The following is a 23,901-nucleotide window of genomic DNA, read 5'->3' as shown; positions in this document are numbered from 1 at the left end:
TCGCCACATGGTTGGATGTCACCCATGACATCGCAGGAAACCGCTGCTCAGCCCGACCGCGAGATCCACTACGCGTCCCGAGGATCGTCCTACTACGACGTCATCCTCGCGGTGTTCTGCGTGGTGCTCGTCGTGTCCAACATCGCCGCGACCAAGGCGACGGAGTTCGGTTCGGGTGACCTTTCGCTCGGCCCCGTCCAGATCTGGCCGGTCATCTCCGACGGGGGAGCCGTGCTGTTCCCGCTGGCGTACATCCTCGGCGACGTCATGTCGGAGGTGTACGGCTTCAAGGCCGCGCGGCGCGCGATCCTGGTGGGCTTCGGCACGGCGATCATGACGTTCGCGACATTCCTGATCGTCATGAAGCTGCCCGGCGCCGGGTTCTACGAGAACCAGGACGCGTTCGAGAGCGTCGTGTGGTCAGGGCTGCAGATCGTCGCGGCGTCGATGATCGCGTACCTCACCGGCCAGTTCCTCAACTCGTGGGTGCTCGTACGCATGAAGGCCCGCAGCTCCGAGCCCGGCCTGTTCCGGCGGCTGGCGAGCTCGACAGGCGTTGGCGAAGCCGCCGACACCTTCATCTTCTGCGCCATCGCGGCGTCGGCGATCGGCATCACGACGGGTGGGCAGTTCGTCAACTACTTCGTCGTCGGGTTCGTCTTCAAGTGCGCCGTCGAGCTCATCGTCATGCCGGTCACGATGCTCGTCATCAAGCTGCTCAAGGACCGCGAGCCGTCCTACTGGGCGTGAGTCTTTCGGCTGACGTGGTCTACTCGACCGGCGACAACTCGGTGGTCGAGTTGGCCCGAGGAACGAGGGCCAGTATCGAGACCACCTCAGCCGTAGAACTTGGCGAGGAACTCCTGCTTGAACTCGGCGAACGTGCCGGCTTCGATGTGGGTCCGCATGTCGTCGACGAGGCGCACCGTGAACCGCTCGTTGTGGATCGTCGCGAGTGTCGCGGCGACGTACTCCTTGGTCTTGAACATGTGGTGCAGGTACGCCTTGGAGTAGTGCCCGCACGTGTAGCAGTCGCACTCGGGATCGATCGGCCCGAAGTCGCGCCGGGACGCCGCGACGTTGAGGTTGTAGCGGCCCGTCATGGCATACACCCGCGACGACCGGGCGACCCGTGACGGCGAGACGCAGTCGAACGTGTCGCAGCCGTTCTCGACAGCGGTGAACAGGTCGTCGGGCTCGCTGATGCCGAGAAGGTGACGTGGTTTGTCGTCGGGCAGCTCCTCGTTGACCCACCGCACGATCGTGCCGAGGTTCTCCTTCTCGATCGCACCTCCAACGCCATAGCCGTCGAAGTCAAGCCCCACGAGCCCGCGTGCCGCCGCGCGACGCAGGTCCTCGTGCTGCGCGCCCTGCACGACGCCGAACAGCGCCTGCGGCGGTTTGTGGGCGCGCTCGGCGGAGAGCCGTTGATGCTCGGCGATGCATCGCTCGGCCCAGGCCTGCGTACGTTTGATCGACTCCTCCTGGTAGCCGCGCGAGTTCATCAGCGTCGTGAGCTCGTCGAACGCGAACATGATGTCGGCGCCGAGCTGGTGCTGGATCTGCATCGACACCTCGGGGGTGAAACGGTGCTTGGAGCCGTCGAGGTGCGAAGTGAACGTGACGCCGTCGTCGTCGACCAGCGCGAGCCGATCCTTGCCCTCGGCGATGACGTCGTCGGGCTGCACGGTGTGCGAGTCCATGGAGAGCGTCTTCTTGAACCCGGCGCCCAGCGAGAGCACCTGGAACCCGCCGGAGTCGGTGAACGTGGGCCCGTGCCAGTTCATGAACGCACCAAGGCCGCCGGCCTCGTCGATGATGTCGGCGCCGGGCTGCAGGTAGAGGTGGTACGCATTCGCGAGCAGCGCCTGCGCCCCGAGGTCGGCCATCGCCTCAGGCAGGACGGCCTTGACCGTCGCCCGCGTGCCGACCGGGATGAAGGCTGGGGTGCGGATCTCGCCGTGCGGGGTCGAGATCGTGCCGCTGCGCCCGAGCGCGCCCTCGAGCTCCTTGCCGACGGTGAACACCCGGCTATCCAATCAGGTCTGCCACGCGTACAGCGCCAACCAGCGCGCCGAGCGTGAGCAGCAGGAAGATCGCGTTCCACACCGGTGCGGGCAGGAACGTCAGCCGGGCGAGGATGTCGGCGTCGGTCGTACGCGTGCGCATCCGCCGGCGATGTGCCCAGAGGTCGAGCGTCATGCGGGGGGCGGCGACGAGGAGGAACCAGGCGAACGCCAAGGCGGCGAAGTCCTGCACCCGCTCGGGCGCGCGCCAGATCAGCAACCCCACGCCTGCACCACTGAGCCCGACGACGACGAGCCCGAACCAGTTGCGGATGTACAGAAGCATCAGGGCGAGCGTCGTCAGGCCGGCATACAACGCCCACGGAGTGTGTCCGCCGTCGACGAGCAGCACCGATCCGAGTCCCAGGGCCGCCGGTGCGAGGTAACCGGCAGCGGCCGTCGCGATCATGCCGACACCTCGGGGCTTTCCGCTGGAGACGGTCAGCCCCGAGGTGTCGCTGTGCAGCCGTATGCCGTTGAGTCGCCGGCCCGTGAGCACCGCGACGACCGCATGCCCGGCCTCGTGCACCAATGTCACGAGGTGCCTGGTCATCCGCCACACGGGTGGGACGACGACCAGCGCGACAGCGCTCGCGGCGGCGGCCTGGTGGGTTTCCAGGACCGTCAGCCGGTCTGCCGGTCGACGAGCTCGACGCGGGTGGCGTCACGCTCCGAGGCGCCCATTGCCGCGGCTACCCGGTGGTGCAGGGCACCCTCGCTGTGGCGGCTCTGCCGGTCGAGCGTCAGGCCGAGGGCGGTCTGCGCCCACATGCTCGTGGGCTCCAGCTCGACGAGCCGGCGGAACGCCTCCTCGGCGGGCGGGAGGTGCGCCGCCGCGAAGTGGGCGCGACCCAGCAGCTCCCATGCTGCGGAGTTGTCGGGCTCGGCTTCGACCACCTTGCGGAGCACTCGTGCGGCATCGCGGGGGAAGCGCGAGTCGAGGAGTTCCTCGCCGTAGCGGTAGGCGTCGAACAGGTCGAGCGACTCGATCTTGTCGTCGCTGATGTTCGGGGTCAGGTAGATGGTCATGAAGCCTCCTTCCAGGGCGTCGGCCGGGTCAACGTCGCGATGACGGGGTTCATTCCACCGGTTCGGTCGACTCGGTTGGCGGTGGGGTCGGAGTCGTGACTGAGGGGGTTGGTGTCGGTGTCGTGGCAGCAGGCGTCGGGGTCGTCGTCGGCGGTGTCGTGGGTTCTGTCGTCGAGGGCTCAGTCGTCGGATCGCTCGGCTTCGGGTCGTCCTTGCCCTTGCTGCCGCCGAAGGTGTCGCCGATGGTCGTGCCCTTCGAGCCGTCGAGCGTACGGTCGGTCACCAGCTCGTACGTCGTGATGGCCGCGAGCGCCAGAGCCAGGACGACGACGGTCGTGACGACGATGGTCTTCCAGTGCAGCCGTGGTGGGGACTCGTCCGGGACGAACTCCGCACGTTTGACCGGCGCGTCCTCCGCGGCCTGGTCGAGGGTCTCGGCGATCTGGCCGTCCTCCTCGACCCGCCGCTGGATCACCGTGCCACTGGCGGTGGTGACGAGCAGGGTGCGCCCCTTGTCGAGCGTACGGGCGTAGAACGCCGACGTGAGCGTGACGACAGCACTGCCGACGGCGGCGCCGACCAAGGTGCCCGCGACACCGAGCGATGACGCGATCCAGGCAGCCGTGACGGCGGCCAGGACGCTTGCGGCGAGCTGGAACCAGGACACCTCACCGAGGAATCCGTGACGTCGAGACATACCGGCCAGACTAGATGGCGGTCCCGAATGTCTTGGCTGCGAGCGCGTCGACGTCCGCGAGCCAGGTTTCGCGCTGCTCGGGGGAGGAGTCGCCGACCGGGCGGAGCACCGTGCGGGTGACCCGCGGTCCGCCGAGGTAGGGGGCGACGCAGCGCCCCCAGATCGACGCCAGCGGATCCTTGTAGAGGTCGCGCTCCCGCTCGTCGGTCGTGTCGGAGGTGTTGACGACGAACAGCTCGGAGATCGGCGCGAGCGGTTCGGGGTAGCCGGTGGCCTCGGCGAGTCGATAGGCGACGCCCGGGACGACGACGCGGTCGATCCATCCCGTGAGGATCGCGGGCGGCATGCCCCACCAGTTGGGGTGCACGACGACAAGGCCCTCAGCGAGGCGCAGCTCCTCGCGGTGCAGTGCCACCATCGGGTCGTTCTCACGCGCGAGGATCGACTCGATCGTCTCGCCGCTGGTGTGCGACTCCTCGGCAGTGAGCACCGGGTCGAACAGCTCGGCGTACAGGTCGTGGGATCGCACTTCGTGGCCGAGGTCGAGCAGCCGCTCACTGATGCGTTCGGCCAAGGCGTGGCAATAGCTCGTGGCGCGCGGATGGGCCAGCAGGAGCATCACGGTCGCCATGGTTGACGATTCTGGCAGTCGCGGCCGGTTCGCGCTGGGTGATCGGGCGTGTCATCGGCCTGTCTCCACGATTGTGTCGGTCCTGGTTGCGACACTGACCCCATGGACCTCGTCATCGTGCTTCTCGTCGGACTCGCGCTCGGCCTCGTCGGAGGCTGGCTGTTCGGCCGAGCGAGTGGCGATGCCGGTCAGGTGGGCGTCGACCCCGAGGTGCTCGAGGCACGGCATGCCGCGGTGGTCTCCCAGCTGCGTCACGACGAGGCGATGGTGCGTGCTGAGGTCGAGCAGCAGCTCGCCGCCGCCCAGGCGTCCGTCGAGGGTCTCCGCGAGCAGCTCGTGCAGGCGCAGGAGCAATACCGTCATGCACTCGAGACGCACCGCAACGAGAACCGTCAGCGTGAGGCGTCCGCCCAGACCGAGAGCAAGGTGCTCGAGAAGCTCGCGCCGGTCGCGGCGCAGCTCAAGGACATGCAGCAGAAGGTGCTCGACCTCGAGAAGCAGCGCAGCGAGCAGCACGGTGACCTCGCCGCCCAGATCCGGGCGACCCGGCAGAGCGCCGAGCAGTCCAAGATGGCCGCCGAGACGCTGTCGGCCGCTCTGCGCAACAACTCTGTACGCGGGGCCTATGGCGAGCTCCAGCTCAAGACGCTGGTCGAGTCGGCGGGGCTGCTCAACCGCATCGACTACTCCGTGCAGGAGTCGATCTCGGCCGATTCCGGCGCACGTCGCCCGGACATGGTGATCAAGCTGCCCGGACGCAAGCAGGTCGCGATCGACTCCAAGGTGCCGTTCAGCGCGTTCATCGACTCGTTCCGCGAGGACATCAGCGAGGCCGAGCGCAAGACCCTTCAGACGCAGCACGCCAAGCAGGTCCGCGGGCACGTCGACGCGCTGGCCGGCAAGGAGTACTGGACGGGTCTGCCGGTCAGCCCGGAATACACGATCGCGTTCATCCCGAGCGAGGCGATCCTCAACACTGCCCTCGACGCCGACCCCACCCTGCTGGAGTACGCCTTCAGCCGCGGCATCGTGCTGGCCACGCCGGTCAACCTGTGGGCCACGCTCAAGACCGTCGCTCTGACGTGGAAGCAGGAGGACCTCGCCGAGAACGCCCAGGAGCTGGTCGACCTCGGCCGCGAGCTCTACAAGCGTCTCGGCAAGCTGTCGGACCACGTGTCCAAGCTCGGCCGCTCGATCGAGACCACTGTCCGGTCCTACAACGACTTCGCCGGGTCGCTCGAGGGCCGCGTGCTGGTGACGGCACGCCGGCTGGACGGCATCGACGAGGCCAGGCTGCTCGGCGAGGTCAAGCAGATCGAGGGCGACACCCGCCGGCTCACCGCGAGCGAGTTCACGGCGCTCGAGGAGACCGGCATCGCCCGGCCCGAGATCGACTTCGAGCAGGTCGGCCTGCCGATCGCCGACGAAGACGAGCGGACGGCCTGACCTGTCCTATCGTGTGGTTGCCCGGCTCGCGGTGGTCAGGGCGATGACACCGACCCACACGTAGCCGGGCCACACGGCAAGGCGTTCGAACGCGCCCAGTGCGGCTGACCCGTCAGCAACCAAGATCCCCGCAAAGCCGATGACGCCCGCGGCTGACAGTGCAGCCACGACGAGCGTGGCGCGGCCAAGCGCGGGTCGAACCGCCCACAGGCTCAATGCCGTGAGCAGCAGTGCCACTGGTTGGGCGAGGAAGATCGGCAGCGCAACGAGCCCGTGGAGATCGCCGTTCTCGTTGACCGGCACGAAGCCAACGCCGATGGATCCGAGACCGGAGACGCACCAGACCGCAACGGCTGACACACCCATCCCGCCAGGCAGAGTGCGGGAGCCGAGCAGGAGCGCGCCCAGTGCCAGCGTCGCCCCGAACCAGATGAACCCGATGTTCATGGTCACGTGCCACGGCGAGCACAACAGGTCGCCGCGGATCATCCGGCAGGAAGTGTTTCCGAGGTCGCTGATCGTCGAATCGGTGAAGGTGTAGTCCCGCGAGGCCATCGAAGCCCGGAGTCCGACAACGACTTCGAGGACGACGTACAGCGGTTGCAGCGCCCACGCGGCCCTGCCGAGGGCCACGCCCCTGTGCGTCAGCGGAGGGCCTGCTCCAGGTCGCCGATCAGGTCGCTGATGTCCTCGATGCCGACGGACAGGCGTACGAGGTCATCCGGCACCTCCAGCAGGGACCCTGCGGTCGAGGCGTGCGTCATCGCGCCAGGGTGCTCGATGAGCGACTCGATGCCGCCGAGGCTCTCCGCCAGGGTGAACAGCTCGGTGCGGGCGCAGAAGTCCAGCGCCGCCTGCTTGCCGCCCTTGAGGCGTACGGAGACCATTCCGCCGAACCGGCGCATCTGCTTCGCCGCGACCTCGTGGCCCGGGTGCTCCGGCAGGCCGGGGTAGAGGATCGACGCGATCGCCTGGTGTCCCTGCAGGAAGTCCACGACTGCTTCGGCGTTGTCGCAGTGCTTGTCCATGCGCACCGCGAGCGTCTTGGCCCCGCGCATCGTCAGATAGGCATCGAACGGACCAGGCACGCCGCCGGCGCCGTTCTGCAGGAACGCGAACGCGGTGTCGAGCTCGTCGTCGTCGGTCACGAGGGCTCCACCCACGACGTCGGAGTGGCCGCCGAGGTACTTCGTCGTCGAGTGCAGCACGATGTCGGCCCCGAGCTCCAGCGGCTGCTGGAGGTAGGGCGAGGCGAAGGTGTTGTCGACGACGAACTTGGCGTTGGCGGCGTGGGCGATCTCGCTGATCGCGGCGATGTCGCCAACATTCAGCACAGGGTTCGTCGGCGTCTCGATCCACACGGCCTTGGTCTCGGGCCTGATCGCCGCCCGGATCGCGTCGAGGTCGTGGACCGCTGCGACCGAGTAGGTGATGCCCCACTGGGTGAACACCTTGTCGATCAGGCGGAAGGTGCCGCCGTAGGCGTCGTCGGGGATCACGAGGTGATCGCCGGGGCGCAGCAGCGCGCGGATGGCGCAGTCGGTGGCCGCCATGCCGGAGCTGAACGCGCGGCCATGGGCGCCGCCCTCGAGCGCGGCGAGGTTGGCCTCGAGCGCCGTGCGGGTGGGGTTGCCGGTGCGGGCGTACTCGTAGCCAGCCCGCATACCTCCGACGCCGTCCTGGGCGAACGTCGAGGAGGCGTAGATCGGCACGTTGACCGCGCCGTTCTCGGCGTTGGGCTCATAGCCCGCGTGAATCGCCCGGGTCGCGAAACCCTGCCAGGCACCCTCGTCCTGCATGCTCCGTTTCTCGCTCATACCGCCACCCCCGTCAGAAACCCACGATACGGAGATGCCGGCATGAGTGCTGCCACATTGTTCGCTCGCTGGCGCTTGCTCATACATGCACCCCAAGGAGGTCGTGACGGGTCAGGACACCGAGGGGCTTGCCGTCCTCGATCACCATGACGGCGTCGCTGTCGTGGAGCGCCTTGAGGGCGTCGTCGAGGCTCTCGCCCGAGCCGAGCAGCGGGAGCGGCGGCTCCATGTGCTGGGAGACGGGGTCGGTCAGCAGGGCGCGGCCCTCGAACACGGCGCTGATCAGCGCGCGTTCGTTGACGCTGCCCGCGACCTCGCCGATGACAACTGGCGGCTCGGGTCCGACGACCGGCATCTGCGAGACGTTGTACTCGCGGAGGATCTCGATCGCGTCGCGGATGGTCTCCGACGGGTGCGTGTGCACGAGGTCGGGCATGCCACCCGACTTCGTGCGCAGGAGGTCGCCGACGGTCATCTCGTGCACCTTGCCGTCGAGCGGCTCGCGCAGGAATCCGTAGGACGACATCCAGTCATCGTTGAAGACCTTGGAGAGGTAGCCGCGGCCACCGTCCGGCAGCAGCACGACGACGAGGGCGTCGGGCCCGGCTTCCTCGGCCACCTGCAGCGCCGCGACGGTCGCCATGCCGCACGAGCCGCCGACGAGGAGACCTTCCTCGCGGGCGAGGCGGCGGGTCATGTCGAAGGAGTCGGCGTCGCTCACTGCGATGATCTGGTCGGGTACGGCCGGGTCGTACGCGCTGGGCCAGAAGTCCTCGCCGACGCCTTCGACCAGGTAGGGCCGGCCGGTGCCGCCTGAGTAGACGGAGCCTTCGGGGTCGGCGCCGATGACCTTGACCTTGCCGCCGGAGACCTCCTTGAGGTAGCGGCCCGCACCGGTGATCGTGCCGCCGGTGCCGACGCCGGCGACGAAGTGCGTCACCTTGCCGTCGGTGTCAGCCCAGATCTCAGGGCCGGTCGTCTCGTAGTGGCTCTCGGGGCCGGCGGGGTTGGAGTACTGGTCGGGCTTCCAGGCGCCTTCGGTCTCGCGCACGAGGCGGTCCGAGACGTTGTAGTAGCTGTCGGGGTGATCCGGCGGGACGGCGGTGGGGCACACCACGACCTCGGCCCCATAGGCCCGCATGGTGTTGCGCTTGTCCTCGCTGACCTTGTCGGGGCACACGAAGATGCAGTGGTAGCCGCGCTGCTGGGCGACCAGCGCGAGCCCGACTCCGGTGTTGCCAGATGTCGGCTCGACGATCGTGCCGCCGGGCTTGAGGGCTCCTGAGGCTTCTGCGGCGTCGACCATCTTGACCGCGATGCGGTCCTTGGCGCTCCCGCCGGGGTTGAGGTACTCGATCTTGGCGGCCACGGTCGCGGATCCCGCGGAGGTGACCGAGTTGAGACGGACCAGCGGGGTGTTGCCGATCAGCTCAACGATGTGGTTTGCAATGGGCATGTCGTCATTCTTGCACTCGTACGCTCAGCGAGATCCTCACGTCGTCACGGCTTCGTGAGGACGGGTGCGGCCTCCCGAACGTCGAGCTCTGCCGCGGGTCCCGATGCCTGCAGCGTCTGCCCGATGGTCTGCCACGCTCCACCGTCGACGCGATAGCGAACGCGATAGGTCACGTCGACGCGCGGACGTACGTCTTCGGCCGGCTCGCGGTAGCGATGGGTCACGTCCATCGCCGGGTAGGGCTTGCCCGGGCGGCTGGTCGTCGAGACGGTGCCGTCGTCGTGGACCCAGGTGTAGCGGACCGGTGAGGCCACCAGGTCGATGTCGAAGCCCAGCAGCGTGATGCTGCGTTCGAAGGGCTGCGGCTGTGTGTAGAAGATCGTCTCGATGTTGACGAGCGTCTCCTCGCCAGGCTGGATCCTGACCTTCAGACTCGGCAGCCCGATCTCCCGCACCGCCCGCACAATGTCACCCTCAGTCAGCTCCGCGTCTTCATCTCGATCGGGGCGTCCGGGGAGTGTGGAGAACGAATCGCCGCATGACACGGACGGTCCTGTCCCGTCGCAGTGCATCGTCAATATTGGTGTTTCGCCAGGAGCGTCTGAAACTGGCTGGCCAGAGTGAGAACTGTCGCCCTGGAGTCGGCGGATGACTTCCATGTGAAGGCTTGGCTTCGCCTTGTCGGGCTTGACCTCGGTGCCTGCGAAAGCGATCGATGGAATGCAAAGCACGATCAGCGCGACTGCGCCGAAAAATGCACCTCTCACTCGTCCTCCAGTTGAACGATGCTTTTCACGGTGAACGGCGGCTTTCGCGGTGTCGTAAACATCAGTGTGTACGTGACCGGCTCGTTCTTTTCCGTCGCTCCTACGTCAACGGTCGCCTCGATTTTGTTGGTGAAGACTTCGAGGCGAAGGTCCTTCATAGACCAGAGGTCGTCCGAAAAGTAATCACCTCGTGCGTAGGTGTCCTCGAACTCCTTGGCGTAGCTCTCGCATGGCGCGCAGTCTGAAGACAAGGCCTTGAGGCGGCGAGTATCGCCTGTTGTGGCGGCGTAGTTGAAGACGTCGATGTAGTGCTTGACGAAGGCGGCGGCGCCCTCGGGCGTGTCTTCCTTTGCCTGCGCGGGCATCGTCGGCGGGGTCGCGGTCGGCGTCGCCGAGGTGGCGGTGCGCTTCGGTTCCTTGGGTTCAGGATCGGAGGAGCACGCGCCAAGGGTCAGCAACACCGCCAGAACAATTCCCCCGAATCGCATGCCGAGAAACTACCGAAACGCGCGCGGTTCTGTCAGCCCCCGGCGTAACCCTGTGGAGAACTCTCAGGGACGAAGAGGTCGACCCGCTGCATCGTTCGGCTCACCCGCGAGCATGATGATGCCGTCGATGAACGGCCACAGCGCGCCGATGCCGCAGGTGAAGATCGTGACGAGGAGCTGCGCGACGCCCTTGTTGGTGTCACCGATGTAGAACCGGCCGATGCCGAGCGGCACCAGGATCTGCAGGAGCCCGGCAACGAGTTTTTGCTTGTCCGAGTACGGGACGCCCGTCACCGGATGCACGCCCCACGGAGCGCTGGGGCTCGCACCGTACGCCTGGCCCGGAGGCGGGGGATACCCGCCCGGCGGCGGTTGATGGCCCGGAGGCGGGCCATACCCGCCCGGCGGCGGTGGCGGAGGCGTCTGGCCCTGCGGTGGCGGAGGTGGAGGCGTCTGGCCCTGCGGCGGCGGTGGCGGGTTGACCCGGCCGTAGTCGGGCTCGCCGCCCTCCAGCGGAACGGTCGGCTCGTTGCGGTCGGACTCGGGCTGCTCGGGCGGGGTCGACGTCATGCGCCCACCCTATGGGTCCCCACCCCTGCTCTCACACGACCGCGCCGGTCGATCGGCCGTCGTCGACGTTGGCGTACGGGTCGATGACGCGTTTGCCGGGCTCCGTGGGGTCGTACGGCCACCGCTCCTCGAGCACCACCGCCAGCGCCGATGCCGTGAAGATCGTCGACAGGATGCCGACCGACAGCCCGAGCAGCAGCGCGATCGCGAAGTCGGTCAGCGAGTCGCCGCCCAGCACCGCGAGTGCCGCCAGGATGAACATTGCGCCGAGTCCGGTGTTGATCGTGCGGGGGATGGTCTGCAGGATCGCCTCGTTGACCACCTCGCGCAGCGGCCTCTTGCGGTTCTCACGGGTGTGTTCGCGGATGCGGTCGAACACCACGATCGTGTCGTTGACCGCGAGGCCGATGATCGACAGCACCGCGGCAAGGAACACGCCGTCGATCGGCTTGCCCCACCACGCGAACGCGCCGACCACGGTCAGCACGACCGACATCATCGAGAGCACGGCCGCAGCGGCGTACGTCCAACGGAATCGCCACGCGAGATAGATCATTTGCGCAGCGATCGCGATGCCGAACGCGATGAGCGCCTTGTCGCGCAGCTCCTTGCCGAGGCTGGGGCCCACGAGCTCGTCGCGCTCCTTCTCGACGTTGCCGGCGACACTGGCGAGGGCGTCCTGGATCTCGGCCGCCTCGTCGTTCGAGACGTCCTCGACCCGGACCGTGATGTTCTCCAGGTCTCCCTCGCCCGACGACGACTGCACCACGGCCTTGGCGAAGCCCGCATCGCTGACGGCCTCGCGGGCATCCTCGACGTCGACCTGCTGCGACGTCGAGAACTCCAGCAGGCGCCCGCCGGTGAACTCGACGCCGAGGTTGAGCCCCCGCAGCGCGATGCCGCCGATCGAGAGCACCGCGATGACGAGGGTCGCCGCGATCCAGGTGCCGCTGCGCTTCATGAGGTCCGGTCCGCTCTCGGTCAACCACTTCCGGATGCGCCCGGTGCCGGCGATCCCGCTGATCCCAGGACGCTTGCGGACGAACGACCGACGCATCGCCCACTCGGTGAGGACGCGCGCGATGACCAGGGCGGAGACCATCGAGGCGATGACGCCGATCGACAGCGTCACGCCGAAGCCCTTGACCGGGCCGGAGGCAAAGAAGAACAGCAGCGCCGCCGCCAGCAAGGTCGTGACGTTGGAGTCGATGATTGCCGACCAGGCCTTGTTGAAGCCGGTGTTGAGGGCGGGGGAGAGGCCGCCGGCCGTGCGCTCGGCGTACTCCTCCCGTGCGCGCTCGAACACCAGCACGTTGGCGTCGATCGCAAGGCCGATCGCGAGCACGAATCCGGCCAGACCCGGAAGCGTCAGGGTCGCGCCGAGCCAGACCAGCAGTCCGTACGAGATCAAGGCGTACGTGCCGAGCGCGATCGTGGCCAGGAGGCCAACCAGGCGGTAGACGAACATGATGAACAGGCCGGTCAAGATGATGCCGATGATCGCCGCCTCGATCGACGCCTTGATCGCCACGTCACCGAGGGTTGCGCCGACCGTCCGTTGCTCGATGACCTCGACGGGCACCGGCAGCGCACCGCCCTTGATCAGCACGGCGAGGTCCTTCGCCTCGGCCTGGCTGAAGTCACCCGTGATGCTGGTGCGGCTGCCCCCGCCGGAGCTGCACAGCTGCGGCACGACTCCCGGCGACGAGATGACCTTGTCGTCGAGCACGATCGCGACCCGGTTGCCGGCGTTCGGGTTGGCGCAGGCGTCGGACACCAGCTGCTTCCACCCGCCACCGCCCTGGCCGTTGAACTCGACGTCGACCGTCCACTGCCCGAGGCTTTGCGGGTCGGACTGCGCAGCGGCGTCCTTGACCCCGTTGCCGTCGAGCAAAGCCTTGCCGACGATCAGCGGTGCGCCGCTCTCGTCCTTGAGGAGCTGTTCGCCCTCCGACGGTTTCTCGTCGGGGGTGGATGGCACTCGCAGCACTTCGTGGAACGACAGCTGGGCGGTCTGGCCGATGACCTTGGCTGCCTCGCGAGGGTCCTGCACGCCGGGCAGCTCGACGATGATGCGGGTGTCGCCGGACCGCGCCAGCGTCGGCTCGGCCACGCCCAGCGCATCGACGCGACCGCGCAGCACGCTGAGCGCACGGTCGGTCGACTCGGCGTTGGCGTCGACCCGGTCGGAGTCCTTGGTCTGCAGGACGATCTGGGTGCCGCCCTTGAGGTCGAGGCCGAGCTTGGCCGAGCTGGTGAGGGCGAGCAGGAGGGAGATGGCGACGACGGCGAATGCGGCGACGGCGCGCCACATGGGGGCACGAGACATGGGTCAGCTTTCGAGGGCACGCCGAAGCGGCGTGGGAGGGACGGGTGGATGGCGCGGGCTCAGAGAGCCGGCGGCGCCCGTCCGGTGGGGGTGACGACGTCACTCCCGGTGCGTACGACAACGGCTTCCGGGGTCGCGACGGCGACAGTCAGGCGTACACCTGATGTATCGCTCGGGGGAGTCGAGGCGAGGTCGAGGTGCAGCGGTGCCTGGTGGTGATGGGCGGCGAGCACGGCTTGCGGCGCCCGCGTGGCCTTGGCGGCGGCGCCGGCGTGACTCGTGCCGACAACTGTGAGTCGCTGGGCAGGGGCACGGGTCGGCCCGCCGAATGTCACGAGCAGGACGGCGACGAGCGCCGCCGTCAGGGCAGCGGCGATGCGGCGCGCTGCCTGCCTCGAGAACATCTGGCGAGTGTACGTGAGGCGAGACGGCCGCCGACCGCCTCCGACGCCTGCCTAGGCTGGAGCCATGACGTCCTCACACCGCACTCTCGGAACCAGCGACATCGCCGTCTCGACCGTCGGCGTCGGTTGCAACGCCTTCGGCACGCGCATCGACGCGGAGCAGACGAAGGCCGTCGTGGACGCGGCGTTCGAGCACGGTATCGACTTCTTCGACACCGCCGACTCCTACGGCACCGGCCAGAGCGAGCAGCTGCTCGGCGAGGCCTTGAAGGGTCGCCGCGACGAGGTGGTCATCGCGACGAAGTTCGGCATGGACATGCAGGGCGTCAACGGCGGCGACGACGGCGGCCGGCGCGGCACCGCGGCATACGTACGCACGGCAGCCGAGGCGAGTCTCAAGCGGCTCGGCACCGACCACATCGACCTCTACCAGCTGCACACGCCCGATCCCTCGACCCCGATCGAGGAGACGCTGGGCGCCATGACCGAGCTCGTCAAGGAGGGCAAGGTCCGCGCGATCGGCAGCTCCAACCTGCAGGCGTGGCAGCTCGTCGATGCCGACTGGATCTCCCGGACCCAGGGCCTGGAGTCGTTCGTCACGGCACAGAACGAGTACTCGCTCTACAACCGCACAGCAGAGACCGAGCTGGTCCCCGCCTGCCTCGCGCTGGGCGTCGGCGTGCTGCCGTACTTCCCACTCGCGTACGGCCTGCTGACCGGCAAGTACCGCCGAGGCGAGGCGGCGCCTGCGGGCACACGTCTGGCCGTCCAGTCCAACCGCCTCGCGAATGCCGACTGGGACCGCATCGAGGCGCTCGAGGCGTACGCCGCGGGCCGCGACATCTCGATCCTCGAGCTTGCAATCGGCGGCCTCGCCGCGCAGCCGGCCGTCTCGAGCGTCATCGCCGGTGCCACCAAGCCCGAGCAGATCGCCGCCAACGCCGCCGCGGGTCAGTGGACGCCGACGGCGGAGGACCTCGACGAGCTGTCGGAGATCGGCCGACCGGCGCAGTCGTACACGACGTTCGCACCGCGGCGCTGAATCGCGCGGGATCGCCGAGGGAGCGGGTCGCGTCGGGCCGGGAAGCGCCTCACGGCGCGTGGCCGCTCGAAGCGGCTAATTTTGGGACCCGGGGCTACCGCGGCCCGACGCGTGCACCAGCCTAACCGAGCAGAGGCGCAACTCAAGGCAACCCACAGGCCAACGTGACGCAGATCAAATCCGTGGATCAGTGCAAGCGCGCTGAGCGCTCGAGCTCGGCGGCCCGGCGCAGGTGCACCGCGGTGTCGACGAGCTTGGCTGCGCTCTGCGGATCACCACTGTCGAGCTGCGCGCGACCGACCCCGACGATGTGCGCGAACGCCGCTGCACGATCGAGGGTCACGTCGAAGTCCTCGCCGACGATGCCCCTCACGACGGTGTCGACGAGCGCGATGACTTCGTCCGGACCTGGGGGATCGACGACGCCGGCGAGCGCCTCCTGCACTGGTGCGTACGCCTTGCCGGCCGCGAACTCACGGGCGGCCTGCTCGGGCTGACGGTAGACCCACGTGCGCAACAGGTAGAGCCGCCAGAGCGCGCCGGCGAGGCTGTCGGCCGCGGCATGCGACCACAGGTCGGCGATGACGCCGAGACCTTCCTCATCGGCGAGGTGGAGCACGCGATCGACCAGCCCCTGGTCGTCGCCGGAGCGTGGGCCGCGGACGAGCAGATTCGCGATGCGATGACCGGCAGCGGCCATCTCGGCGGGATCAGCACCCTCGGCCTGTGCCTCGAACAGCGCAGAGCCGGGCAAGGAAGGTCGCTTGAACTCGCTCATGCCGTCCACCCTGTCCCTCCGGTCATGCGACAACCGTAACTGCGTGAACCTAAGTTCAGGCGCTCTGAGCGACCTTGTTCTCAGTGGGTGTCGCCACGATCTTCGGCTTGCGCAGGTACAGCGGCAGGATGACCGCGAGGTAGCCCGCCCAGCAGAGACCCTGCAGCCATGACGGGTCAGGCTGGAAGTTGACCGTGCCCTTGAGCAGCGTGCCGTACCAGCTGTCCTTCGGGATGGTCGACTCGATGTTGAAGATCTGGTTGCCGAGGTGCGCGATGCTGCCGACGTCGCCGGTCAGGCGCGGCAGGAAGCCGGCCTCCTGCAGGTCGTACACGCCGTATGCCAGGACGCCCGCGGCCACGATGATCAGCAGGAACCCGGTGATCGTGAAGAACTTGCCGAGGTTGACCTTGATCGCCCCGCGGTAGATGCCGATGCCGAGGGCGACCGCGATCATGATGCCCAGAGTCGCGCCGATGAACGGTTGAGGAGAGTAGGCGTTGGCGATCGTGCTCCACATGATCGCGGCGGTCTCGAGCCCTTCGCGGCCGACCGTGAGGAAGGCGACGAGGGCGATCGCGCCATTGCCGAGCGCCACGGCGGAGGCCATGTCGCCCTCGAGCTCCTTCTTGAGGCCGCGTGCCGTGCGGCGCATCCAGAAGATCATCCACGTCACGAGCCCAGCGGCAAGGATCGACAGCGTGCCGCCCACGCCTTCCTGGGCCTTGAACGACAGCTGCTCGAACACGATCGTGACGAACGTGAAGACAGCGATCACGAGACCGAGTGCCGTCGCCACCCCGATCCAGACGTATCGGATCTCGTGCCGCCGGTTGGTCTTGACGAGATAGGCGATGAGGATGCTGACGATCAGGCTGGCTTCGAGGCCCTCACGCAGACCGATCAGGAGATTGGCGAACACATCTTTGATCGTAACTTAGGCAGCACTTACCTAGAGCATCCAGAACCTAAGAAGTAGGTCACACGCTCTCAGCCCGGAGAGCTGCGGTCAGCGGGTCGATGATCAGCCCGATCTGCCATGCTCGCGCCCCATCGGCGGTCAACGCCTCGGTCACCGTGTCGACCGTGATGGGGGTCGGTGGCTCCCACGCGAGGTTGCGGACGAGCTGCGGGCTGATGAGGTTCTCGGTCGGCAGGTCGTGCTTCTCCGCGAGCTCGATGATGACTTCACGGCTGCGCGCGAGCCGATCGGCGGCCTCGGGATTCTTGTCGGCCCACGCGCGCGGCGGCGGCGGGCCGTCCGTACGTTGACCAGTCGTCGGCAGCTCGGACTCGTCGAGGGTCAGGCCGCGCTCGACAGCGTCGTACCACTCGCTGAGGAACCGTCGGGGACCGCGATTCTTCATGATGCGCATCGACTTGAGGGCGTTCTCGTCCTGCGGGGGATTGACCGCGATCTCGAGGATCGAGGCATCGGGCAGGATGCGCCCCGGCGTGGTGTCGCGGGCTTCGGCGATCGCGTCGCGGGCCTCCCAGATCTCCCGGACCAGGCCGAGCGCGCGGCGTCCCCGGGCCTTGTGGATGCCGGACGTACGCCGCCACGGCTCCTTGCGCTCGGGCGGTCCCTGGAACGACAGCAGTGCCTCGAACTCTTCGGCCGCCCAGTCACGCTTGCCGGCCTTCTGGAGGTCGGCGTCGATCAGGTCGCGGAGCTCGATCAGCACCTCGACGTCGAGGGCGGCGTAGACGAGCCATGGTTCGGGCAGCGGCCGGGTCGACCAGTCGGCGGCGGAGAACTCCTTGGCCAGGCTCAGCCCGAGGTAGTGCTCGACCAGTGCGGCCAGGCCCACCCGTGGCAGGTTGAGCAGGCGGCCCGCGAGCTCGGTGTCGAACAGCGACTCGGGGTAGAGGCCGACCTCGGCCAGGCACATCAGGTCCTGCGTCGCCGCATGCAGGATCCACTCGTTGCCGTCGAATGCGGTGTCGAGCGGGACGAGGCTGTCGAACGCGATGGGATCGATCAGGTGCGTGCCGGAACCCTCGCGGCGTACCTGCACGAGGTAGGCCCGCTGCGAGTAGCGGTAGCCGGACGCTCGCTCGGCGTCGAGGGCGATGGGTCCGGTGCCGGCGGCGATGCGCTCACACGTGTCCCGCAGCAGCTCGGGGGTGTCGACGACGGGTGGCAGCGGGTCCCGGAGCTCAAGGCGGGGCGCCTGGGGTGTGACCGGCTCCGCCGTCTCTTCAGTGATGGCGTCGGTGGTGGTCTCGTCGGGGGTGGTGTGGTCAGGAGCGGTCAACGGACACCACGCCTGCGCGGTAGGGGGATGACTCCGGGCGCCAGCGGCGGCAGGCCGGCGATCGCGCACAACAGGTTGGACCACGCGGCTGCGTGGGAGTCCATGCCGGCCGTGGACTCCTCGGTCAGCGGTGTCCAGGAAGCGCGGACCTCGATCTGTGCGTCGGACCCGTCGGCCGCCATCTCGCCGAAGCCCTCAGAGCGTACGACCGTGACGCTGCCACTCGCGGCCGTGTAGCCGCTGCCGTATGCCTCGAGGGCCTCGGTCAGCCAGCTCCAGCCGACGCTGGGCAGCACCGGATCGGCGGCCATGTCGGCCTCGATGTCAGCGCGCGCAAAGGTCACACAACGGAACGTACCGCCCCAGGCGTCGTTTCCGGCAGGGTCGTGCAGCAGGATGAACCGCCCGGTCGCCAGCTCGTCCTCGCCGACCAGCACGTCGCCGCTGATCGCGAACGCGTGCGGCGCGATGCGTTGGGGCGCGGGCATCTCGTCGACCACGACCTCGGGTCGAAGGACGGCTTGGCGTATGTGCTCCACTGCAGCGGTGAACTGCGCGGGGGTGCGGTCGATGTCGCTTCGGGCTCCCACCCTGTGATCGTAGGCCTGCCGGGGTCAGGCTGGGCCTCGACACTCCGCACGTCCCGGATCATGGCCCACCTGAGACAATGCAGTGTGACCGTGACGATGACCGACAGTGCGTTCCTCCAGGCCTGCCGTGGGGAGCGGCCGGCCCACACACCCGTGTGGTTCATGCGCCAGGCCGGCCGCTCGCTGCCGGAATACCTCGCCCTGCGCGAGGGCACGGCGATGCTCGACTCGTGCTTCCGCACCGACATGGTCGTCGAGATCACGATGCAGCCCGTACGCCGCTACGGCGTCGACGCGGCGATCTTCTTCTCCGACATCGTCGTGCCGCTCAAGGCGATCGGTGTCGACCTCGACATCGTGCCGGGCACCGGACCGGTCGTCGCCGAGCCGATCCGGTCGGCCGAGCAGCTCGCCCAGCTCCGCGACCTGGAGCCCGGCGACGTCACGCCGATCACCGACGCGGTCAAGGCCCTCGTCGGCGAGCTCGACTCGACCCCGCTCATCGGCTTCGCGGGGGCGCCGTTCACGCTCGCGTCCTACCTCGTCGAGGGTGGCCCGTCACGGGATCACCGCCTGACCAAGCAGCTGATGTACTCCGAGCCCGAGCTGTGGCATTCGCTCCTGGGTCGCATCGCGGCGATCGCCGGGCAGTTCCTGAGGCTCCAGGTCGAGGCCGGCGCTTCGGCGATCCAGTTGTTCGACTCGTGGGCGGGTGCGCTGTCGCTCGCGGACTACGAGACATACGTCAAGCCGCACTCCGCTGCCGTGCTGGAGGCTGTCGCCGATCTCGACGTCCCGCGCATCCACTTCGGCGTAGGCACGGGCGAGCTGCTCCACTCCATGGGCGAGGCCGGTGCGGACGTCGTCGGCGTCGACTGGCGTGTGCCGCTCGACGAGGCCGTACGCCGGATCGGCCCGGGCAAGGCTGTCCAGGGCAACCTCGACCCGACTGCGGTGTTCGCACCGACCGAGTTCGTGCACGCGCGTGCCGCCGAGGTCATCGACGCCGGGCAGGCTGCCGACGGTCACATCTTCAACCTCGGACACGGCGTGCTTCCGGCGACCGACCCCGACGCGCTGGCGCGCCTGGTCGACTTCGTCCACGGCTACGAGCCGACTCAGTCCTGACATGCAGGTAGCGGTCGTCGGCGGTGGCATGTCCGGCCTCGCCGCGGCGCACGAACTCGTCGCAGGCGGTGCCGATGTCATCGTGCTCGAGGGGTCGGACCGCGTCGGCGGCAAGCTCAAGCTCGGCTCGGTGGGCGACCTGACGCTCGACCTGGGCGCAGAGTCGATGCTGGCCCGGCGTCCAGAGGCGCTCGACCTGGTGCACGCGATCGGTCTCGACGAGCGAGTGGTCAACCCGCGCACGATCAGCGCGTCGATCTGGACGCATGGCGCGCTCCGGTCGATGCCGCCGACGGTCATGGGCATACCGGCCGATGTCGCCGCGCTGGCCGAGTCCGGCATCGCCGAGGTCAAGCCGCAGGTCGTGCCGGTGCCCGACGAGGACGTCTCCGTGGCATCCTTTGTCGGCGAGCGCCTGGGCCGTGACGTGGTCGACCGGCTCGTCGAGCCGTTGCTCGGCGGCGTGTACGCCGGTCACACCGACTCGCTGTCGTTGCGCGCCACCACGCCCCAGATCGCGGCGCTGGGCCCGGATCTCCTCGCGGGTGCGACGGCCGCGCGCGCTGCCGCCGAACAGACCGGGCCGGTCTTCGCCGGTCTCGTTGGGGGAGTGGGCCAGCTGCCTGCGGCAGTGGCGGCGACACCCGGAATCGACGTACGCCTGGACTCCACAGTTCGTGCCATCACGCGTACGGCTGACGGATGGCGGCTTTCCGTTGGTCCCACCACAGACGTCGAGCACCTGGATGTCGACGCGGTCGTCGTCGCTGCGCCGGCGCCGGCCGCCGCACGGCTGCTCGCCGAGGAGGCACCCGACGCCGCGTTCGCACTGGCGGCCATCGACTACGCGAGCATGGCGATCGTGACCTACGTGTTCGACGAGCCACCCGCGTTCGAGGGGTCCGGGTTCCTGGTGCCGCCGGTCGACCACACATTCATCAAGGCCGCCACGGTGTCGTCCAACAAGTGGGAGTGGGTCGCCGCGACCGGGCGCACCGTCATCCGCGCCTCGGTCGGCCGCGCGGGCGAGGCCACGCTGCTCCAGCACGACGACCGAGACATCGCCACTCGCGCGCTCGCCGATCTGCGTACGGCGTTCGGTGGCCTGCCCGAGCCGCTCGCCTGGGTCGTGCAGCGGTGGGGTGGCGGGCTGCCGCAGTACGACGTCGGCCACCTCGACCGCGTGGCGATCGTCGAACGGTCGGTTGCCGCTGTGCCCGGACTCGAGGTCTGCGGCGCCGCCTACAACGGCGTCGGCATCCCTGCGGTCATCGCCTCCGGCCGGGCGGCTGCTCGCCGCATCCTCGACGCTGGGACAATCGACTCATGACCGAGCGCGTGGAAAACAAGGGCAAGCTGGCCAAGGAGATCAACGACACGATCCGCTACACGATGTGGTCGGTCTTCCGCCTCGAGCGCGTGCTCGGTGACTCACCCAGGGCGGCCATCGCCCAAGAGGTCGAGGAGCTGTTCAGCAAGCTCGGCGCCGACGACGTGGTGGTCCGAGGGACGTACGACGTCAGCGGCCTGCGGGCCGATGCTGACCTGATGATCTGGTGGCACGCGCCGACCAGCGACGCCCTGCAGGCGGCCTACAACGCGTTCCGCCGCACCGAGCTCGGCTCGCACCTGGCGCCGGTCTGGTCGCAGCTCGCGATCCACCGTCCGGCAGAGTTCAACCGTTCACACATTCCGGCCTTCATGGCCGAGGAGGAGACGCACCCGTACGTCTGCGTATACCCGTTCGTCCGGTCGTACGAGTGGTACCTCCTGCCCGAGGAGGAGCGTCGCGACATGCTGCGAGAGCACGGCATGCAGGCGCGCGACTACCCCGACGTGCGCGCCAACACCGTCGCGTCGTTCGCGCTCGGTGACTACGAGTGGATCCTCGCGTTCGAAGCCGACGAGCTGCACCGCATCGTCGACCTGATGCGGGAGCTCCGTGCCAGCCGCGCTCGCCGTCACGTACGCGAGGAAGTCCCGTTCTACACGGGCCGCGCGCACACGGTCGGCGAGCTCACCGACCTCTGGCCGTAGGCCGTAACTCAGGCGGGGTGCGCGCCGGACACGCAGAACTGGTTGCCGTCGGGATCGCTGAGGACGTGCCAGCGGAATCCGCTCGGCATCTCGTGTCGTTTCACGACAGCAGCGCCTGCCGCGACGAGCCGATCCGTCTCGGCATCCAGATCCGGTGCGGTCAGGTCGAGGTGCAGGCGGTTCTTGCCCGGTGACGGGTCCGGAACCTTCTGGAACGAGATCTTCTGGGCCAGACCCGGCAGCCCGACGATGACGTACCAGCCGTCGTTCTCCTGCTCGATCGTCCCGCCGAGCTGGTCCGCCCACCAGCGAGCCAGCGGCATCGCGTCCGTCGTGTCCACCGTGATCATGCCGAGCGTAAGAGTCATGCGATCACGCTAACGACGGGCGCCGACAAGTAGACCCCGATGAGAGTGACGTTTGGGGCGCAACACGCCGTCGGAAGCGACCCGAACGTCACTCCAAGCGGGGAATCAGGCGTCAGGTTGAAGCTGAAGGGCCACGCCGTTGATGCAGAATCGCTGATCCGTCGGCGTCGGGAAGCCCTCGCCCTCGAACACGTGCCCGAGGTGCGATCCGCAGCGCGAGCACCGAACCTCGGTGCGTACTCCACCGAACAACGAGCGGTCCTCGATGTACTGCACGCGGTCCTCGGCGAGGGGGGCATAGAACGCCGGCCACCCACAGTGCGCGTCGAACTTGGTCTCGCTGCGGAAGAGCTCGGCGCCGCACGCCCGGCAGGCGTAGACACCGACGGTCGGGTCAGTCTCGTAGGACGAGCTGAAGGGTCGCTCGGTGCCCTGCTTGCGCAGCACCTGGTATTCCTCGGGGCTGAGCTCGGCCTTCCACTCTTCCTCGGACTTTTCCACGTCGTACGTCATGCGTCCAGCGTACGACGGTGGGCCCGATCAGCGCTGGGCGTCGAACGGCACGTGCTCGAGCAGGTGGACGCTCGGCACGTCGAGCTTGCGCTGGGCGCGGGAGGTCCAGTCGATCCGCAGGAACTCCTGCACGATGTGCGGCTCGGTGAGGATGATGGCCTCGGACGATCCGGTGTCCTTGACGAGCTGGACGAGGGCGTCGATCGGGTCGTCCTCGGTGAGCTTGGCCGTGACCTCCTGGCCGCGTGCCCGGATCAGCGCAGCGCTGGCCTCGAGCTCGGACTGACCGGCCTTGACCATCTCCTCCTGCACATCCTCGATCGCGTCCGGCTCGCCGATCGGCACGATCTGGCCCGAGCCGAGGGCGCTCATGGATGACGTCAGGATCGCGTTCGAGCTCTCCACCGGAAGCAGGAGGTGGTAGCGGACGGTGTCGTCGAGCCCCTCGTGCAGCGCGATGATCTGAGCCGCATCGAGGTCGTTGAGCTGGCGCTCGATGAGCAGAGCAACGTCATACATGTGCAAATCCCTTCGTCGCCTTCACCTTACGGTGGGACGTCCCACGCGCCTGCTACTGCATCCATGTTCAGGCATACTTCGGCCATGGCCAAGTCCCTGGATTCGCTGCTGACCGTGACTTCACCCGTCGACCTCTCGGCGTACGACTCACGCGCCACGACAGGATTCGACGGCAAGAAGGCCGATGCGCAGAAACAGCTTGCCGCGATGGGTGAAGAGCTCAGCGACCTGCAGGAAAAGCTGTTCGCCGGTGGCAGGGCGGGCACGAGCCCGGCGCGCGTGCTGGTCGTGCTTCAGGGCATGGACACGTCGGGCAAGGGCGGGATCATCCGCCACGTGGCCGGGCTGGTGGATCCCCAAGGACTGGCGATCACGTCGTTCAAGAAGCCGACGCCAGAAGAGCTTGAGCACGACTTCCTGTGGCGGGTCGAGAGCCGGCTGCCCCAGCCCGGGATGATCGGCGTGTTCGACCGATCCCACTACGAAGACGTGCTGATCGGGAGGGTTCGCCAGCTCGCCGAACCCCACGAGATCGAGCGGCGCTATGGCGCGATCAACGACTTCGAGAAGGCCTTCACCGACTCCGGGGGCGTGCTCATCAAGTGCTTCCTGCACATCACGACTGACGACCAGAAGGAGCGCCTGCTAGCGCGCCTCGACGACCCGACGAAGCACTGGAAGTACAACCCGGGCGACCTCGACGAGCGGATGCTCTGGGACGACTACCAGCGCGCGTACGCCCTGGCGCTCGAGCGCTGCTCGACCGAGCACGCACCGTGGCACCTCGTGCCGAGCGGGCGCAAGTGGTACCGCAACTGGGCCGTCGCCGCCCTGCTCCTGGAGAAGCTGCGGGCGCTCGATCTTCAGTGGCCGGCGGCCGACTACGACGTCGAAGCCGAGAAGGCCCGGCTCGCTGGGATGTGAGAGTCGTTCCTTGAGCTTGTCGAAAGGATCCTTTCGACAAGCTC

At 68.1% G+C, this 23,901-nt stretch carries 27 protein-coding genes; 7 read left to right on the top strand and 20 right to left on the bottom strand.

Translation table 11 applies throughout. The features are described 5' to 3' along the window. Positions 1-24: 24 nt before the first annotated feature. Complete coding sequence (locus tag AC1DVU_RS14890) at positions 25-750, top strand: queuosine precursor transporter (protein ID WP_476923228.1); 726 nt, start codon at positions 25-27, stop codon at positions 748-750. 86 nt (positions 751-836) lie between these two features. On the opposite strand, the gene tgt is transcribed toward AC1DVU_RS14890, so the two are convergent. Genes tgt through AC1DVU_RS14865 form a run of 5 tightly spaced genes read right to left on the bottom strand, consistent with a single transcriptional unit; the run spans position 837 to position 4,423 of the window. Next, positions 837-2,027, bottom strand: a complete 1,191-nt coding sequence (gene tgt, locus AC1DVU_RS14885) for a tRNA guanosine(34) transglycosylase Tgt (protein WP_476923227.1) — start codon at positions 2,025-2,027, stop codon at positions 837-839. 4 nt (positions 2,028-2,031) lie between these two features. Beyond that, positions 2,032-2,685 (bottom strand): M50 family metallopeptidase, encoded by a 654-nt coding sequence (locus tag AC1DVU_RS14880; protein WP_476923384.1) that lies wholly within the window; start codon positions 2,683-2,685, stop codon positions 2,032-2,034. 5 nt (positions 2,686-2,690) lie between these two features. Further along, positions 2,691-3,095: a tetratricopeptide repeat protein gene (locus tag AC1DVU_RS14875; RefSeq protein WP_476923226.1), complete on the bottom strand. Its 405-nt coding sequence runs from the start codon at positions 3,093-3,095 to the stop codon at positions 2,691-2,693. A gap of 49 nt (positions 3,096-3,144) precedes the next feature. Further along, on the bottom strand, positions 3,145-3,792 hold the full coding sequence (locus AC1DVU_RS14870) for a hypothetical protein (protein ID WP_476923225.1): 648 nt from the start codon (positions 3,790-3,792) through the stop codon (positions 3,145-3,147). Positions 3,793-3,802: 10 nt separating this feature from the next. After that, the gene (locus AC1DVU_RS14865) at positions 3,803-4,423 is read right to left on the bottom strand and encodes an NAD(P)H-dependent oxidoreductase (protein WP_476923224.1); all 621 of its coding nucleotides are present in this window, start codon (positions 4,421-4,423) and stop codon (positions 3,803-3,805) included. Between the two features lie 102 nt (positions 4,424-4,525). Between AC1DVU_RS14865 and AC1DVU_RS14860 the strand changes: the two genes are divergently transcribed. After that, positions 4,526-5,869, top strand: coding sequence for a DNA recombination protein RmuC (locus AC1DVU_RS14860; protein ID WP_476923223.1), 1,344 nt, complete (start codon positions 4,526-4,528; stop codon positions 5,867-5,869). A gap of 6 nt (positions 5,870-5,875) precedes the next feature. Here AC1DVU_RS14860 and AC1DVU_RS14855 read toward each other — a convergent pair whose 3' ends face one another. The 8 genes from AC1DVU_RS14855 to AC1DVU_RS14820 form a co-directional block, all read right to left on the bottom strand. Next, the gene (locus AC1DVU_RS14855; RefSeq protein ID WP_476923222.1) at positions 5,876-6,502 is read right to left on the bottom strand and encodes a DUF998 domain-containing protein; all 627 of its coding nucleotides are present in this window, start codon (positions 6,500-6,502) and stop codon (positions 5,876-5,878) included. Positions 6,503-6,513: 11 nt separating this feature from the next. Then, positions 6,514-7,686 carry a cystathionine gamma-synthase gene (locus tag AC1DVU_RS14850; RefSeq protein ID WP_476923221.1) on the bottom strand — a complete coding sequence of 391 codons (1,173 nt, stop codon included), beginning with the start codon at positions 7,684-7,686 and terminating at the stop codon, positions 6,514-6,516. A 79-nt stretch (positions 7,687-7,765) separates the two neighbouring features. Next, positions 7,766-9,142: a cystathionine beta-synthase gene (locus AC1DVU_RS14845; protein WP_476923220.1), complete on the bottom strand. Its 1,377-nt coding sequence runs from the start codon at positions 9,140-9,142 to the stop codon at positions 7,766-7,768. Between the two features lie 44 nt (positions 9,143-9,186). Beyond that, positions 9,187-9,597, bottom strand: coding sequence for a hypothetical protein (locus AC1DVU_RS14840; RefSeq protein WP_476923219.1), 411 nt, complete (start codon positions 9,595-9,597; stop codon positions 9,187-9,189). Between the two features lie 308 nt (positions 9,598-9,905). Continuing rightward, complete coding sequence (locus tag AC1DVU_RS14835; protein ID WP_476923218.1) at positions 9,906-10,397, bottom strand: DUF6318 family protein; 492 nt, start codon at positions 10,395-10,397, stop codon at positions 9,906-9,908. Between the two features lie 63 nt (positions 10,398-10,460). Then, entirely contained in the window at positions 10,461-10,967 is a 507-nt protein-coding gene (locus AC1DVU_RS14830; protein WP_476923217.1) for a TM2 domain-containing protein, read from the bottom strand. 31 nt (positions 10,968-10,998) lie between these two features. Then, the gene (gene secD / locus AC1DVU_RS14825; protein WP_476923216.1) at positions 10,999-13,296 is read right to left on the bottom strand and encodes a protein translocase subunit SecD; all 2,298 of its coding nucleotides are present in this window, start codon (positions 13,294-13,296) and stop codon (positions 10,999-11,001) included. A 59-nt stretch (positions 13,297-13,355) separates the two neighbouring features. Beyond that, positions 13,356-13,700, bottom strand: coding sequence for a hypothetical protein (locus AC1DVU_RS14820; RefSeq protein ID WP_476923215.1), 345 nt, complete (start codon positions 13,698-13,700; stop codon positions 13,356-13,358). A 64-nt stretch (positions 13,701-13,764) separates the two neighbouring features. Here AC1DVU_RS14820 and AC1DVU_RS14815 point away from each other — a divergent pair, with 64 nt between their 5' ends. Further along, entirely contained in the window at positions 13,765-14,742 is a 978-nt protein-coding gene (locus tag AC1DVU_RS14815) for an aldo/keto reductase (RefSeq protein ID WP_476923214.1), read from the top strand. Positions 14,743-14,929: 187 nt separating this feature from the next. Here AC1DVU_RS14815 and AC1DVU_RS14810 read toward each other — a convergent pair whose 3' ends face one another. From AC1DVU_RS14810 to AC1DVU_RS14795, 4 genes are read right to left on the bottom strand one after another with little or no spacing between them, the layout of a single operon-like run. Then, positions 14,930-15,520, bottom strand: coding sequence for a hypothetical protein (locus AC1DVU_RS14810; RefSeq protein WP_476923213.1), 591 nt, complete (start codon positions 15,518-15,520; stop codon positions 14,930-14,932). A 55-nt stretch (positions 15,521-15,575) separates the two neighbouring features. Then, a complete protein-coding gene (gene efeU / locus AC1DVU_RS14805; RefSeq protein ID WP_476923212.1) occupies positions 15,576-16,442 on the bottom strand; it encodes an iron uptake transporter permease EfeU in 867 nt (288 codons plus the stop codon). A gap of 58 nt (positions 16,443-16,500) precedes the next feature. After that, positions 16,501-17,778 (bottom strand): HRDC domain-containing protein, encoded by a 1,278-nt coding sequence (locus AC1DVU_RS14800; protein WP_476923211.1) that lies wholly within the window; start codon positions 17,776-17,778, stop codon positions 16,501-16,503. Beyond that, complete coding sequence (locus AC1DVU_RS14795; protein ID WP_476923210.1) at positions 17,775-18,368, bottom strand: DUF3000 domain-containing protein; 594 nt, start codon at positions 18,366-18,368, stop codon at positions 17,775-17,777. The genes AC1DVU_RS14800 and AC1DVU_RS14795 overlap by 4 nt, the downstream gene beginning before the upstream one ends. A gap of 96 nt (positions 18,369-18,464) precedes the next feature. Here AC1DVU_RS14795 and hemE point away from each other — a divergent pair, with 96 nt between their 5' ends. From hemE to hemQ, 3 genes are read left to right on the top strand one after another with little or no spacing between them, the layout of a single operon-like run. Next, on the top strand, positions 18,465-19,496 hold the full coding sequence (gene hemE, locus AC1DVU_RS14790; RefSeq protein WP_476923209.1) for a uroporphyrinogen decarboxylase: 1,032 nt from the start codon (positions 18,465-18,467) through the stop codon (positions 19,494-19,496). 1 nt (position 19,497) lies between these two features. Beyond that, entirely contained in the window at positions 19,498-20,826 is a 1,329-nt protein-coding gene (hemG, locus tag AC1DVU_RS14785) for a protoporphyrinogen oxidase (RefSeq protein WP_476923208.1), read from the top strand. Then, entirely contained in the window at positions 20,823-21,533 is a 711-nt protein-coding gene (gene hemQ / locus AC1DVU_RS14780; protein ID WP_476923207.1) for a hydrogen peroxide-dependent heme synthase, read from the top strand. The genes hemG and hemQ overlap by 4 nt, the downstream gene beginning before the upstream one ends. Before the next feature lie 8 nt (positions 21,534-21,541). On the opposite strand, the gene AC1DVU_RS14775 is transcribed toward hemQ, so the two are convergent. The 3 genes from AC1DVU_RS14775 to AC1DVU_RS14765 form a co-directional block, all read right to left on the bottom strand. After that, positions 21,542-21,901 (bottom strand): VOC family protein, encoded by a 360-nt coding sequence (locus AC1DVU_RS14775; protein WP_476923206.1) that lies wholly within the window; start codon positions 21,899-21,901, stop codon positions 21,542-21,544. Between the two features lie 105 nt (positions 21,902-22,006). Beyond that, on the bottom strand, positions 22,007-22,414 hold the full coding sequence (gene msrB, locus AC1DVU_RS14770) for a peptide-methionine (R)-S-oxide reductase MsrB (protein ID WP_476923205.1): 408 nt from the start codon (positions 22,412-22,414) through the stop codon (positions 22,007-22,009). 27 nt (positions 22,415-22,441) lie between these two features. After that, positions 22,442-22,933, bottom strand: coding sequence for a hypothetical protein (locus AC1DVU_RS14765; protein ID WP_476923204.1), 492 nt, complete (start codon positions 22,931-22,933; stop codon positions 22,442-22,444). An 84-nt stretch (positions 22,934-23,017) separates the two neighbouring features. On the opposite strand from AC1DVU_RS14765, the gene AC1DVU_RS14760 reads away from it, so the two are divergent. Continuing rightward, the gene (locus AC1DVU_RS14760) at positions 23,018-23,857 is read left to right on the top strand and encodes a PPK2 family polyphosphate kinase (protein ID WP_476923203.1); all 840 of its coding nucleotides are present in this window, start codon (positions 23,018-23,020) and stop codon (positions 23,855-23,857) included. Positions 23,858-23,901 lie beyond the last annotated feature (44 nt).

Source organism: Aeromicrobium sp. P2_G6, assembly GCF_056403535.1.
Note: the sequence above shows the minus strand (reverse complement) of the source record. Positions and strands in the feature narration are given on the sequence as shown.